Origin of the sequence: Mesorhizobium sp. M1348 (assembly GCF_040317925.1) — a bacterium.
Taxonomy (GTDB): Bacteria; Pseudomonadota; Alphaproteobacteria; order Rhizobiales; family Rhizobiaceae; genus Mesorhizobium.
This window is the reverse complement of the sequence record NZ_JAMYLH010000001.1, coordinates 273,988-286,473: the sequence shown is the minus strand read 5'-3', so window position 1 is coordinate 286,473 and position 12,486 is coordinate 273,988. Positions and strand designations below refer to the sequence as shown.

The following is a 12,486-nucleotide window of genomic DNA, read 5'->3' as shown; positions in this document are numbered from 1 at the left end:
TTTTCGAGCGTCGGAATAAACGATGACAGCGCCACCTGCATCTGACACTATTTGCCTGCATCCGACACTATTTGTCGGACATTACCGACGGCTTCCGGTTCATGAGCGGCCGCGGCAACCGGGAGGAAAGCAAAACGATGTCGGTCGGAATCCGCCATGACGATTTGCGCCGGCGCAACCGGGCGATGGTGATCTCGGCAGTCCGCCGGGTTGGCCAGCCATCGCGTACGGAGATCGCCGCAGCCACCGGCCTCAGCCATTCGACCATATCGGCGATCTCCTCCGACCTGATACGGGAAGGCATCCTCGCCGAGAGCAAGGCAAGCGAGCCCGTTTCGTTGAAACGCGGTCGTCCGCAGGTCGGCCTCGCCCTCAACCCGGAAGCGGCGGCGGTGCTGACCGTGGTGTTGTCGCTCAATTTCCTGTCGGCCGCCATCATCGACTATGCGGGACACGTCGTAGCCGAGGAACAGCGCCGGCTGGACACGCTGACCATGCCGCGCGACGAGCTGATCCGCGAATGCATGGCCGTCGTCCGGCGCCGGCTGGAGGATCCAGACCTTGACGTCCGCAGTGTCGCCCGCATCGCCCTGGCGATTCAGGGCATTACCGACTCCCCTGCACGCGCCATGCTGTGGTCGCCGATCACGCCGCAGACGGACATCGCCTTTGCCGATATGCTGGAAGATCAATTCGGCATCCCGGCCACGGTGGAGAACGACTGCAATATGATGGCGGTGGCTTTGCGCTGGCGCGATCCGGATCGCTATCGCGACGACTTCATCGCCATCCTGCTTTCGCACGGCATCGGCATGGGGCTGGTGTTGAAGGGCGAGCTGTTCACCGGCACGCATTCCTCCGGCGGCGAGTTTGGCCACATGATCCATCGTCCGGGCGGCGCGCTCTGCCGATGCGGGCGGCGCGGCTGCATCGAGGCCTATGCCGGCAACTACGCCATCTGGCGCAACGCCAGGCAGATGAGCGAAGACAGCGAACCCATCGCCGACGTCAGCGACGCCGACATGCGCGCGCTGGCGGCCCGGGCGCGCGAGAAGGATGGGCCGGAACGCGAGGCCTACCGCAAGGCCGGCGAGGCGCTGGGTTTCGGTCTCGGCTCGCTGTTCGCGCTGATCGATCCGGCACCGGTCGCGATGGTCGGCGCCAGTGCCGCCGCCTTCGATCTGATCGAGCCGGCCTTGCGCCAGGCCATCGCCCAGACCGCCGGCGGCCAGCATTCGGGTTCGATCTCCTTCGATACCGAGCCGAACGAATTGCCGCTGATCCGCGAAGGCTGTGCGATGCGGGCGTTAAGCTTCGTCGACCAGGAGATTTTCGCGCCGGGCGCGCAAATGAGGCCCCGCGTCAGAAAGAACGTGGCCTGACCCGGCGGATCAATCTTCCCTGATCGCGTAGCCGGCACCGCGGATGGTGCGGATGACATCAGGCATGCGGCCGTTGTTGACGGCTTTGCGCAGCCGGCCGACATGCACGTCGACGGTGCGTTCGTCGATATAGATCGTCTCGCCCCAGACATTATCGAGCAACTGGCTGCGCGAGAAGACGCGGCCCGGATGCCGCATCATGAACTCGAGCAACCGGAATTCGGTCGGCCCGAGCCTGATTTCGCTCTTCTTGCGATAGACCCTGTGCGATTCGCGATCGAGCACGATGTCGCCGACCTTCAGCACGCTTGACAACACTTCCGGCTTGGCGCGCCGCAGCAGCGCCTTGACCCTGGCCATGAATTCCGGTGTCGAAAATGGTTTGACCAGATAGTCGTCGGCGCCGGTCGAAAGACCGCGCACCCGGTCGCTCTCCTCGCCGCGCGCGGTCAGCATGATGATCGGCAGCCGCTCGGTTTCGGGGCGCACCCGCAACCGGCGGCAGAGCTCGATGCCGGAAACCGCTGGTATCATCCAGTCGAGCACCAGAAGATCGGGCACATTCTCCTGCAAACGGATCTCGGCTTCGTCGCCGCGTGTCACCACCTCGACCTGGTAGCCTTCGGATTCGAGATTGTAGCGGAGCAGCACACCCAACGGCTCCTCGTCCTCCACCACCATTATGCGTGGTGCGATCATCGGCTGGGCACCCCCATCATGTCACCGGCGCGGACATTGTCGTTTCGTCCTGCTTCGGACGATTGACCGGCAATTGCTCGCCGGTCAGCACATAATACGCATTTTCGGCGATGTTGGTGACATGGTCGCCGATCCGCTCCAGATTCTTGGCGCAGAACAGCAGATGCGTGCAAGCGGTGATGTTGCGCGGATCTTCCATCATGTAGGTCAACAGCTCGCGGAACACGGACGTGTATTTGACGTCGATGCGCTCGTCTGCGGCACGCAGCTTGGCCAACGCGGCCGCATCGCCTGCGGCATATTCCTCAATGACGCCCTGCACCTGGATGAGCACCAGCTGCGCCATCGCGTCGATGGAATGCGACAGGTCGCGCGGCGTGACGCTGAGGCCGACCGCACTCACACGCTTGGCGATGTTCTTGGCAAGGTCGCCGATGCGTTCGAGGTCGCCGGCCATACGGATCGCTCCGACGACATGGCGAAGATCGTGGGCCATCGGCTGGCGTTTGGCGATCAGGGTGATGGCGCGATCGTCCAGTTCGCGTTGACGCGCATCCATGATGGCGTCGTCGGAAACGACGCGTTGCGCCAGCACGTTGTCGGAATTCAACAGGGCCTTGGTCGCCCCGCCGACCATCGAACCGGCGAGGTCGGCCATGTCGCGGATCAGCTTGCTGATCTGCTCGAGATCCTCGTCGAAAGAAGCGACTGTGTGTTCGCCCATGGTCCTGTCCTCATATGCATGATCGGAACGGCTCAGCCGAAGCGGCCGGTGATGTAGTCCTGCGTGCGCTTCTCGCGGGGCGACGTGAAGATCTTCTCGGTCCGGTCGAACTCGACCAGCTCACCCAGATACATGAAGGCGGTCTGGCGCGACACGCGCGCCGCCTGCTGCATGTTGTGAGTGACGATGACGATCGTGTAGTCGGCTTGCAATTCGTCGATCAGTTCCTCGATCTTGGCCGTCGACAACGGGTCGAGCGCCGAAGCCGGTTCGTCGAGCAGAATGACTTCCGGCTTCACGGCCACGGTGCGGGCGATACAGAGCCGCTGCTGCTGGCCGCCGGACAGGCTCAAGCCACTGGCGTTGAGCTTGTCCTTGACCTCGCTCCACAGCGCGGCGCGCTTCAACGCCTGTTCGACGCGGCCGTCCATCTCGGACTTGCCGAGATTCTCGTAGAGCCTGACGCCGAAGGCGATGTTCTCGTAGATCGACATCGGGAACGGCGTCGGCTTCTGGAACACCATGCCGATCTTGGTGCGCAGCAGATTGAGATCCTGCGACCGGTCGAGAATATTCTTGCCGTCGAGCAGCACCTGGCCCTCGGCTGTCTGTTTCGGGTAGAGCTCATAGATGCGGTTGAACACACGCAGCAGCGTCGATTTCCCGCAGCCCGAAGGCCCAATGAAGGCCGTGACACTGCGCTCGGGCAGCGACAGGCTAATGTCCTTCAGCGCCTTGCTCTGGCCGTAGTAGAAGTTGAGGTTCTTGACCTCGATCTTCGTCTTCTCGGCGACCGTTTCGGTCATCGTCATGTCCGGGGACAACATCTGTGTCATCTGTCCTCTCTGCGTCCGGTAAGGCTGCGGGCGAGGATGCTCAAGCCCAGAACCGTCAGGGTGATTATGAGTGCGCCGGTCCACGCCAGCTGCTGCCATTCCTCGTAAGGGCTGAGAGCGAACTGGAAGATGGTCACCGGCAGGCTGGCCATCGGCGCGTTGATATTGCTGCTCCAGAACTGGTTGTTGAGCGCGGTGAAGAGCAGCGGCGCCGTCTCGCCGGAAATGCGTGCTATCGCCAGCAATATACCGGTGACGATGCCGGACAATGCGGCGCGATAGGCGACCGAACGGATCACCACCCAGCGCGGCGCGCCGATCGCGGCACCGGCTTCACGCAACGCGTTCGGTACCAGGTTGAGCATGTCTTCAGTGGTGCGCACGACCACCGGAATGACCAGGATGGCAAGCGCCACGGCGCCGGCAATGGCCGAGAAATGTCCCATTGGCCGCACCATCAGCTCATAGACGAACAAGCCGATGATGATCGACGGCGCCGACAACAGGATGTCGTTGATGAAGCGGACGACGGTGGTGATGCGCGAAAAGCGTCCATACTCGGCCATGTAGGTTCCCGCCAGCACGCCGATCGGCGTGCCGACGACAACGGCGATGATCGTCATCAGCAGGCTGCCCGCGATGGCATTGAGCAGGCCGCCGGCCTCGCCGGGTGGTGGCGTCATCTCGGTGAAGACCGCGAGCGAAAGCCCGGCCGTACCCTTATAGACCAGCGCGCCGAGGATGAGCGCCAGCCAGGCAAGCCCGATGCCGGCGGCGACGACGCAAAGCGCCATCATCACCGAATTCCTGGCTTTGCGGCGGCTGTGGAGCGATGAGGATGTCGACATCGGTCAGGCTCCCGTACGGGCGTCGATCCGCATCAGCATATAGCGGGCGGCGGCAAGGATCAGGAAGGTGATGACGAACAGGATCAGGCCGAGCGAAACCAGCGAGGAGGTGTAGAGGTCGCCGTCGGCCTCCGTGAATTCATTGGCGATGGTCGCCGAGATCGTCGTGCCCGGCGCGAACAGAGAGGCACTGATGCGGTGCGCGTTGCCGATGACGAAGGTCACCGCCATGGTCTCGCCGAGCGCCCGGCCGAGGCCAAGCATGACGCCGCCCATGATGCCGATGCGGGTATAGGGAATGACCACGCGCCGGGTCACTTCCCAAGTCGTGCAACCGATGCCGTAGGCCGATTCCTTGAGCACCGCCGGCACTGTATCGAAGACGTCCTTGGTGATCGAGGTGATGAAGGGCAACACCATGATGGCGAGGATCAGCGCCGAGGTCAGAAGGCCGATGCCGTAAGGAGGGCCGGCAAAAAGGCTGGATAGTCCCGGCACGCCGTGGAAGATGTTGATGATGAAGGGCTGTATCGTCGTCTGCAGGAACGGCGCGAACACGAACAGGCCCCAGATACCATAGATGATCGACGGAATGCCGGCCAATAGCTCGACCGCTATGCCGATCGGGCGCCTGAGCGGGCGCGGGCAGAGCTCGGTGAGAAACACGGCAATGCCGATGCCGATCGGAACCGCGATCAGGATGGCGATGGCCGCCGTTACCAGGGTGCCGTAGATCGGCGCCAGTGCGCCAAATTTTTCCGTGACCGGATTCCAGCTCTCAGTCGTCAGGAAAGAAAAACCGAAGGACGACAGCGCCTGCCATGAGCCGGCAAACAGCGAGATCGCGACACCGCCGAGGATGACCAGCACCAGAATTGCGGAAGCGCGGGTGAGTCCGCGGAATATGGCATCTGTGAGCGCGAAGCGCCGGACCGTAGCTTCCCTCGCCCGGGCTGCTGCAGATGATGGCATGGCATCGGAAGCGATGGTCATTGGGTCCTCGCGATTGAAGGCAACAGGGAGGGCGCCGTCGACGCCCTCCCTGAAGGACATTACATAGCCGAGTAGAGCGGCTTGCCGTCGCTGCCGACGACTTCCTTGGCCCACATGGCCTTGACGCTCTCGACCACCTTGTCGGGCATCGGAACGTAGTCCAGCTCGCCGGCCATCTCGTCGCCCTTGTCATATGCCCAGGCGAAGAATTTAAGGGCTTCGGCGGTGGTCGCGGCGTCGTCCGGCTTCTTGTACAGGAGTATCCACGTCGCCGCCGTCATCGGCCAGGACTCGGCGCCCGGCTCGTTGGCGAGGATGACGCCATAGCCCGGCTGCGAGCTCCAGTCGGCATTGGCCGCTGCCGCCGAGAACGCCGCCGCGGCAGGCTCGACCTTCTTGCCGTCCTTGTTGATCATGTCGGTGTGGGTGAGCTTGTTCTGCTTGGCATAGGCGTATTCGACATAGCCGATCGCGCCGCCGGTCTGGGAGACGTTGTTGGCAACGCCCTCATTGCCCTTGGCGCCGATGCCAACGGGCCATTCCACGGCCTTGTCGACGCCGACCTTTTCTTTCCAGTCCGCGCTGACGTCGCCGAGGTAGTATGTGAAGTTGAACGTCGTGCCCGAACCATCGGAACGGTGAACGACCGCTATCGCTTGCGAAGGCAGCTTGACGTCGGGATTGAGCTTCTTGATCGCCTCGTCATCCCAGCTCGTGATCTTGCCGAGGAAGATGTCGGCCAGCGTCGGGCCGTCGAGAACCAACTCGCCCGGCTTGATGCCTTCGAGGTTGACGACGGGAACGATGCCGCCCATCACCATCGGGAACTGAGCCAGTCCGGACGCTTCAAGCTCTTCGCCTTTGAGCGGCGCATCCGAAGCGCCGAAGGTGACGGTCTTGGCCTTGATCTGCTTGATGCCGCCGCCGGAACCGATCGACTGGTAGTTAAGGCCAACGCCTGTGTCTTTCTTGTAGGTGTCGGCCCACTTCGCATAGATCGGGTAGGGGAAGGTGGCGCCGGCGCCGGAGATGTCCGCGGCGAGCGCGGCGGACAGGGTGAGGGTGGTCGTCGCCGCAGCCATTGCAATCGCAACGGCCGCCGAGCGGATGAAATGTCTCATGTGGCCTGCTCCTGTTCGGAATATGGTCTCTCGGCGCCATTCCTCCGGCGCCCGCTGAGGCCAATAGCCCCCGATTATTACAGTCGCATGACAGTTTCATGTCGCTCCGGTAACGTCGTCCAGCCGGGTTAAGAAGGAGCGGCCGCGGCCTTTGTCGGCATGGGCCGCGGTTTGCCGCTGGAATCAGCAGCTTGCGTGAATTCCCGCCGGCATCGTCTGCTCGGCGATCGCAGCAACCGGCTTTAAAAGAAAAAAACCGGACGGGAGCGCGTTGCATGCAGCCAGAACGTGTCATGGCCGAGCCATCGCCGAAACAGGTCCGTTGGGGTAAATCTGACCCTGTTTCTTGCCGGCGGTCGCTGCTCCCGCCCGTAACTGGAGGAGCGGAACTTCGAATATCCCATTGTCGCCACTGAGCGCGGCTTTGGTATGGTGCGATCGCACCATGGCTTTACGCTGGAAGCGTTGACGAATCGAGCAGGGCTTCGACTGGAAGTGCGACGACTTCTACTTCACCCTATCTACTCCCTCCGCACTATTCCGCCGGTTGTCGGTTAGGCCGAAGCAGCGTTATAAGCTTGCAGGGGTGTTGCTGATGTTTCGACGGATTCTGCCTGTCTTCCTGTGCCTGGCGCTGCCTCTGGGAAGCGGCTGCGCGCGCAGCTATGACGGCACTGTGATCATTCCCAAGCCGCTCGATGTTCGCCGGTTCTGGGACCGGCCTTCGCCGCAGGCGCAAACCGAACAGTCGCAGTTGGAGACCGACGTCTTTCCAGTGGCGCCGCAAACGCCGAAAAGGCCGGCGGTGCGCAGGAGCGCAGCTTCCGTTGCAGCGCCACGGAGGAGGGTCGCCAACAATCCGCCCATGCTGTCATCGCAGCCGGCGAAGCCGCTCACCTGCAGGAATGTCAGCGAGCCCGGCAAACGGGCCCGCATGGTCTGCGAATAACCAGCCGATATCGGTCGATGCGCACGGCTCCAGGCCTTGAAGCGGCTATTCGGCCAGCCGTTCGCCGTTTCGCCCGCCTAGGTCAGTCCGCCGGGAAAAAGGCCGGGCCGACCACTCTCACTGGCCGCGCTCCGATCGCCCTTTCGATCGACTGATGCTGGGCAGCCCCTTGCACCTCGGCAGCCGGCGTTTTGGCCCCTGAGGGAGCGGCACCGGCGGCTTCGATCCCGGACTCAGGAATTTCCGCGACGACATCAAAATCCGGCTTTGCCGTCGGCAACGGAATGATGGCGTTGGTCATGTTGGCCGGTGTCACGGTTCGTGCCCTGAGTTCGGCGACGCGCCGGTAATAGCGCTTGACGTCACAGGCCTTGAAGTTCGCGTCGTCGCGGTACCGGAACGCGGCAGGTAGCTCCACATAGGGCTTTCCCGACTCGAGCGCGATCATCTCTTCGGTCTCGCGAGTGGCGTCGCTCAGCGTATAGAGGTCGACGCCGGCATCGTCGCAGATATAGCGGCACTGATCGACCGTTTCCTTCAGATCGTCGCTCTTGGCGAACTGCGATTTTGGCGCGGGGAAGAAATATCCGTCCGACAAGCGAACGCAAAACAGCATCCGATTGCCGCCAATTGTTGCGCCTGCGGACTGGGTTTTGGGTGCTGTGCGCTGCTGCGCCGGCTGTTTCTTGGCAGCGGGGGCGGCGCAACCCAGCGCGACAAACCTGGCCTTCAATCCGGACGTGTCCCTGCCCGAATTCGACAGTCTGGCGATCTGCCGTTGCACCTCCGCCTTGCTGGCGACCAGGTCGGCGCAAGGGTTGAAGAAGAAGCCGGCCGTTTTCGCCGTGCATCGGCGCTGTCTCTCCAGCCTTTGAATCGCGGCGAGTTGCCGGCGCAGTTGGGCAAGCTCGGGGCTGGTCCCGGCGCCGCGCCCCGCCGAAAGCAATTGGCTCCTGATGGCGCCGCAGCTATCCGCATAGGAGGAGGACGTACCGAGCGCAACGGCTATTGCCAACACCAGCATCAAAATCGTGAGAGGCCAGAAGCGTGTCATTGGAACGACCATTATCCTTGTTGCGCCAAGAACAAGATTTCTTTGTCGACTATGGATAAGTACTGGCTAAATCAGTTTTATCTAATTAAAGTAGACCACGCCGCCGCCAGAGACTTTAGTTCTAGTGTATTATATCCACTGACGTAAATTCAATATTACATTTTTATTTCAAGATTGAGACGAACCGGCAGCAACGCCGGCGGACGCCCGCCACGGCGAAGTTTGATGCGCGCGGCTGGTTCCGCAGCGCGATCAATCCGGCGTTACCGGCCGGCCGTTGCTGAAACCTTAGCCCCAAGTTCGGCGTTGAACGGCCAAAGGAGGAGACCGCAAATGTCGATCCACTTCACTGTCGCGGACCTGACCAGGAATCTGTTCCATTCACTTGGGTTGGACCATGAACGCGCACCGAGGCCACTCGACCACGAGCAGAGGCTTTTGCTGGAGTGCTATCTCGCCGGCCAGATACCGGAATCGGCCTGGAGCGACTATGTCTTCGAGATGCCGGAACTGGCGCGACATGTCGAGGCCAGACGAAGCCGCCACTAAAGCGCATCGCGATCGATCGGGCCTCATGCGACGCGCTTAGGTTCTTGTTTTATGCATGTCGTTGTCGCAAAACCGCTGCACACTTTTGCGCGACATGCACTAGATCCCGAAAAGTGGAATCCGGTTGTCGGAAAAGATCAAGGCGAAGCCTGCACTCGCGTTGCAGGCTGTTTTTGTTTGGGCGAGTTGAATTGCAGAGTGAACACCTTGCCCGGGATGCCTTCAGCCAGCGCCGGTGAAAGGCTCAACGGCAGGCAATGGTCCACGGCCGCAATCGCCGCATCGACAAAAGCCTGCCGTGCCTTCTCGTCGCCGGCCACGCGGATGGCGGTCGGCTTGGGCCGGCCGATCAGCGTGCCATTGCGCCTGAAGCTGAAGCTCAGGGTGACGGTGGAATTCCCGGCATTCGCCGGCGGGGTCCAGCACGCCTGGATGGCAGCCCCGACCTCGGGCATGGTGTTGAGCGTCGCTGCATTCGATTGACCGGCTGCACCCGCCAGCATGGCGCCTGCAATCACCACCATTCCAGCAATGCTTTTCATGACAGGGCCTCTGTCCTTGAACCGCCCTCGAGGACGTGACTAACTTCGATGGTAGGGCCGACATCGGCGATGACAAGATGGCGGCAACGCGCTTCATCAGCCATGCAGGCGTCGTGAAGCGCCGTCAGCCGCAACTTCGGCAGGCTGCAACAAGCAAAAGGCCGGCGAGTAGCCGACCTTTGCTTTCCATCCGCGCCAGTACATCCGTGGTCGCGGGCTGGAGGTAAATACCAGTAGAAAGGGTTTCGGTTAACGAAACCTTAAGCTCCCCACATCGTGCAAACAGGGGAGAGCAAAAAAGAATTACCCCAGATCATTACCGGCTCCTGCAGAACGTGCGCACAATCGCCGGCCTGCAGGTGCCTCAGGCGTTGGCCTGCGACCGCACATAGGCGATATAGCCGCGTACATCGCCGGCCGGCTCGGCATAGGCCTTGCCGAGCTTCTTCTCGATCGCCGCCATATAGTCTTTTGCCCATTGGGGCAGCGCATAGTCGATGACGGCGAGGAATTCGAGCGTCGCCGCCAGGCGGATGTCGGCGATCGACGGGTTCTTGCCGCCGATGAACGGCTTGCCGTTCCTGAAGAAGCTGTGAAACACCTCCAGCGGCTCGGCTATCGCTTCTATAGCGGCCTTTTGGGCTTCCGACTTCTTGTCGGGATGAGCGTCGCTGTGGCCGACCTCGCCGGCATATTGCGGGAAATTCAGTGCAGGATAAGTGGCGCGCGCCACGTAGGGGTAGAGCGTCCCGATCAGGTAGAACATGGCACTGTCGATCATTGCCCGCTTGGCCGGCGCCTTGGGATATAGTTTCTCCAGCCCGTGCTTGTTGGCGAGGTACTGCATGATGGCGCAGCTTTCCCACAAGACACCTCTCGGCAGGCCCTTGTCCTCGATCATCGGCGTCAAATGGGCCGGGTTTCGCGCCATATATTCGGGCGAGCGCGTATGGCCCCATACGTCGGTCTCGGAATGGTCGAGCCCGGCGGCGCGTGCAAACACCCGAACGCTCATATTGTTGACGCTCGGCTTCAGCATGCTGAGCATCAGCGCCGGCTTTTTCGCCGGTTTCGCCTTGGCCTTCGCGGCCTTTTTGGCGGAGACCTTTGCCGCCGGCTTTGCCACTTTCGCCGCTGACTTGACGGCAGCTTTGGCCGCCGGCTTCGCTCCTGGCTTGGCTGCCTTGGCGGCGGGCTTTTTCGCACTCTTCGTTGCTGTCTTTGCCATTATGTCCTCCCTTTGTTTGGCGTGTCGTCAGTATGGATTTTTCGGTGCGCGATCCTCCGACAAGGTTGCGCGCGAGCGCTCGACAAGCGCTTGGATCGCATCGGCAAGGTGCACTTCGGCGATGTTGTAGTCGCCGCGCGCGAGGCGGATCTTGTGCGCCTGCATCAGCACGTCGGCATGGGTGAAGCCCGCCGGCGGCTCGAAACGGTAGGAGGCGAGCTCAATCAGCAGGCCGAGCGGATCCTCGAAATAGATCGAGTCCATGAAGCCGCGATCCTTGACGCCGCTGTGCTTGATGGCGCGCTCGTCGAGCCGGGCGACCGCCTGCAAAAAGGTGACGCGCGACACCGCAAACGCGATGTGATGGACGCAGCCCGTATCGGTCGGCGTGCGCCGCTTGACCGGCGTGCGGCTTTCGTCGGTGAAGACGGTGATCAGCCGGCCGTCGCCCGGATCGAAATAGAGATGGCTTTCGCTGGCTTTGTCGAGATTGGGCTGCTCGAAGATGAAGGGCATGCCGAGCACGCCTTCCCAGAAATCGATGGAAGTCTGGCGCCCGGCGCCGACCAGCGTGATGTGATGGACGCCTTGCGATTGCAGTTTTTGCATTGCCTTCCTCCCGGCCACGCCGTCTTGCCGCCGAACGGAAGTTCGGATGCCCAGTCGCGCTTGGATCAGCGCCCGGCATGTGACCACGCCCGGCCTCGCCTGCGCTCCGCATTCCGCATCCTGCAGGAGTGCGGCCGGAGCTTTGATGAACGGATGCTAATTCAATCCGAGGCGTTGCGCCAGAAGCGCTGAGTTTCAAGAACTCCACGCAGGCACCAAGAGCGGCACCGGGATCGCGGACGCCTTCGCCGAGCTCGCCGAAACGATCCGTCGCCGGCAGCTGTAATGGTGCGGTAGCCCGCAGGTCGCTGGGTTTCCCGAGCGGCCGGTTTGGCGACGGCAGGTCAAAGGGGCCTCGTTGACGCATGCCGCGCCTGGTTCGGATTACGAGCATCCGCGGCCCTTAGATGAAAATCACATATTCTTCATCGGCACGTCGGGATCGACATGTCCCCCATCGGCAGTGATCTTCAGCCTTGAGAGGTAGTGCTCCCATCCCCTTCGGTGGCTGTCACGCTCCTTTGCGTTCGGCAGTCCGCTGTGCGTGAAGCGGATCAGTGTCCCCGCATCCCTCGCGATCAGGTCGATCTCGACATGGCTGGAGCCGGGCGGCACGGTCTCGTTGTCTTCCCAACCAAAACTGTAGGCAAGACGGTGGACCGGGATCACCTCGGTGAACTCACCGCGCGCCATATGGCGACCACCGACATTGACGAGGAACAGACCGCCCGGCGATGCATCCAAATTCGCTTCGGTCCCGATCCATCGCACGATCTGGTCCGGATCCGTCAAAAGCGCGAACACGGTCGCTTGTGGCGCGGCGACCTCAATCTCTGTGTAAACCGATTCCGCCATCGCTCACTCCAGGTCACATCCACTCCGAATGCCGTGCATGATTGAAGCGAATGTGGGGAGTTGCAAGAAGATGTTCGAGGCGTAAGCATAAGCCGGT

At 62.0% G+C, this 12,486-nt stretch carries 14 protein-coding genes; 3 read left to right on the top strand and 11 right to left on the bottom strand.

Going from position 1 to position 12,486, the window contains the following annotated elements; all coding sequences use genetic code 11:
• The first annotated feature begins 137 nt into the window (after positions 1–137).
• Positions 138–1,382 carry an ROK family protein gene (locus NKH13_RS01460; RefSeq protein ID WP_352910050.1) on the top strand — a complete coding sequence of 415 codons (1,245 nt, stop codon included), beginning with the start codon at positions 138–140 and terminating at the stop codon, positions 1,380–1,382.
• Positions 1,383–1,391: 9 nt separating this feature from the next.
• On the opposite strand, the gene phoB is transcribed toward NKH13_RS01460, so the two are convergent.
• The 6 genes from phoB to pstS are packed head-to-tail and all read right to left on the bottom strand — an operon-like array spanning position 1,392 to position 6,603.
• On the bottom strand, positions 1,392–2,081 hold the full coding sequence (gene phoB, locus NKH13_RS01455; protein WP_031212149.1) for a phosphate regulon transcriptional regulator PhoB: 690 nt from the start codon (positions 2,079–2,081) through the stop codon (positions 1,392–1,394).
• Between the two features lie 16 nt (positions 2,082–2,097).
• The gene (gene phoU / locus NKH13_RS01450) at positions 2,098–2,805 is read right to left on the bottom strand and encodes a phosphate signaling complex protein PhoU (protein ID WP_254816572.1); all 708 of its coding nucleotides are present in this window, start codon (positions 2,803–2,805) and stop codon (positions 2,098–2,100) included.
• Positions 2,806–2,837: 32 nt separating this feature from the next.
• Entirely contained in the window at positions 2,838–3,641 is an 804-nt protein-coding gene (pstB, locus tag NKH13_RS01445; protein WP_292655560.1) for a phosphate ABC transporter ATP-binding protein PstB, read from the bottom strand.
• On the bottom strand, positions 3,638–4,489 hold the full coding sequence (gene pstA, locus NKH13_RS01440) for a phosphate ABC transporter permease PstA (protein ID WP_023678532.1): 852 nt from the start codon (positions 4,487–4,489) through the stop codon (positions 3,638–3,640). Before pstA ends, pstB begins: the two co-directional genes overlap by 4 nt.
• Before the next feature lie 3 nt (positions 4,490–4,492).
• Entirely contained in the window at positions 4,493–5,482 is a 990-nt protein-coding gene (gene pstC, locus NKH13_RS01435) for a phosphate ABC transporter permease subunit PstC (protein WP_352451142.1), read from the bottom strand.
• A 59-nt stretch (positions 5,483–5,541) separates the two neighbouring features.
• Positions 5,542–6,603 (bottom strand): phosphate ABC transporter substrate-binding protein PstS, encoded by a 1,062-nt coding sequence (gene pstS, locus NKH13_RS01430; protein ID WP_352517601.1) that lies wholly within the window; start codon positions 6,601–6,603, stop codon positions 5,542–5,544.
• 595 nt (positions 6,604–7,198) lie between these two features.
• On the opposite strand from pstS, the gene NKH13_RS01425 reads away from it, so the two are divergent.
• Positions 7,199–7,552 carry a hypothetical protein gene (locus tag NKH13_RS01425; RefSeq protein WP_352910045.1) on the top strand — a complete coding sequence of 118 codons (354 nt, stop codon included), beginning with the start codon at positions 7,199–7,201 and terminating at the stop codon, positions 7,550–7,552.
• 82 nt (positions 7,553–7,634) lie between these two features.
• Here the strand turns inward: NKH13_RS01425 and NKH13_RS01420 are convergent, their stop codons facing one another.
• Positions 7,635–8,606: a DUF2865 domain-containing protein gene (locus tag NKH13_RS01420; protein ID WP_352910042.1), complete on the bottom strand. Its 972-nt coding sequence runs from the start codon at positions 8,604–8,606 to the stop codon at positions 7,635–7,637.
• Positions 8,607–8,939: 333 nt separating this feature from the next.
• Here NKH13_RS01420 and NKH13_RS01415 point away from each other — a divergent pair, with 333 nt between their 5' ends.
• Positions 8,940–9,155, top strand: coding sequence for a hypothetical protein (locus NKH13_RS01415; RefSeq protein ID WP_352468942.1), 216 nt, complete (start codon positions 8,940–8,942; stop codon positions 9,153–9,155).
• A gap of 137 nt (positions 9,156–9,292) precedes the next feature.
• Here the strand turns inward: NKH13_RS01415 and tolA are convergent, their stop codons facing one another.
• The 4 genes from tolA to NKH13_RS01395 form a co-directional block, all read right to left on the bottom strand.
• Entirely contained in the window at positions 9,293–9,697 is a 405-nt protein-coding gene (tolA, locus tag NKH13_RS01410) for a cell envelope integrity protein TolA (protein ID WP_352489333.1), read from the bottom strand.
• A gap of 364 nt (positions 9,698–10,061) precedes the next feature.
• Positions 10,062–10,925 (bottom strand): glutathione S-transferase family protein, encoded by an 864-nt coding sequence (locus NKH13_RS01405; protein WP_352714298.1) that lies wholly within the window; start codon positions 10,923–10,925, stop codon positions 10,062–10,064.
• Between the two features lie 27 nt (positions 10,926–10,952).
• Positions 10,953–11,534, bottom strand: a complete 582-nt coding sequence (locus NKH13_RS01400) for a VOC family protein (RefSeq protein ID WP_292655582.1) — start codon at positions 11,532–11,534, stop codon at positions 10,953–10,955.
• A gap of 414 nt (positions 11,535–11,948) precedes the next feature.
• On the bottom strand, positions 11,949–12,389 hold the full coding sequence (locus NKH13_RS01395) for an SRPBCC family protein (protein ID WP_023678521.1): 441 nt from the start codon (positions 12,387–12,389) through the stop codon (positions 11,949–11,951).
• Positions 12,390–12,486 lie beyond the last annotated feature (97 nt).